The following is a 1,059-nucleotide window of genomic DNA, read 5'->3' on the forward strand; positions in this document are numbered from 1 at the left end:
GAGGGTGGGGTAGTCGGTGTAGCCCTTGGCGTCGCCGCCGTAGAGGGTGGTGGGGTCGGGGGTGTTGAAGGGGCCTCCGGCCTTGAGGCGGGCGGGGAGGTCGGGGTTGGCGACGAAGAGGAAGCCGTAGGAGAGGACGTCGGTGATGCCGTCCTCGATGAGGTGGAGGGCGTCCGGGCCGGTGGGGCCCTCGGTGAGGGCGTTGAGGATCAGGGTGCCCGTGAAGCGCTTGCGCAGGTCGAGGGTGAGCTCGCGGATGTCGGTGGACTCCAGGATGTGGAGGTAGGCCAGTCCGAGCGGCTCGATCGCGTCGACCAGGGCGGTGTAGACCGGGGCGGGCTCCGGCTCCTCGATGGTGTTCAGCGCGTTCGAGGGCGAGATCCGCAGACCGGTCTTGTCCGCGCCGATCTCGGCGACGACCGCGCGCACGACCTCGACGGCGAAACGGATGCGGTTCTCCACGCTGCCGCCCCACCGGTCGGTGCGGTGGTTGGAGTTCGGGGCGAGGAACTGGTGGATCAGGTAACCGTTCGCGCCGTGGAGCTCGACACCGTCGAAACCGGCCTCGATCGCGTTGCGGGACGCGGTGACGAAGTCGGTGACCGTGGCGAGGATCTCGTCCTCGGTCAGCTCGCGCGGGGTGATGAACTCCTTCATGCCCTCGGCCGTGAAGACCTGGCCCTGGGCCGCGATCGCGGACGGGGCGACCGGGGTCATGCCCTCGGGCAGGAGCACGGGGTGACCGACCCGGCCGGTGTGCATGATCTGCGCGAAGATCCGGCCGCCCTTGGCGTGGACCGCGTCGGTGACCTTGCGCCAGGAAGCGATCTGCTCGTCGCTGTGCAGGCCCGGGGTCCAGGGGTAGCCCTGGCCCACCACGGACGGCTGCACGCCCTCGGTGATGATCAGACCCGCGCTCGCGCGCTGGGAGTAGTACTCCACCATCAGGTCGGTCGCGATCCCGCCCGCCCCGGCACGGCTACGCGTCATCGGTGCCATCGCGATGCGGTTCTCAAGCCGCACACCGGCAACATCGATCGGATCAAACGCAGTGGTCAT

1 protein-coding gene is annotated in these 1,059 nt (G+C 69.3%); it reads right to left on the reverse strand.

Annotated elements, in window-relative coordinates:
- Positions 1 to 1,059 (reverse strand): alkene reductase (locus AB4K12_RS31230; protein WP_368438175.1); only part of this gene is annotated, 1,059 nt, incomplete at both ends.

Origin of the sequence: Streptomyces sp. C36, assembly GCF_040932295.1 — a bacterium.
Lineage (GTDB): Bacteria > Actinomycetota > Actinomycetes > Streptomycetales > Streptomycetaceae > Streptomyces > Streptomyces triculaminicus.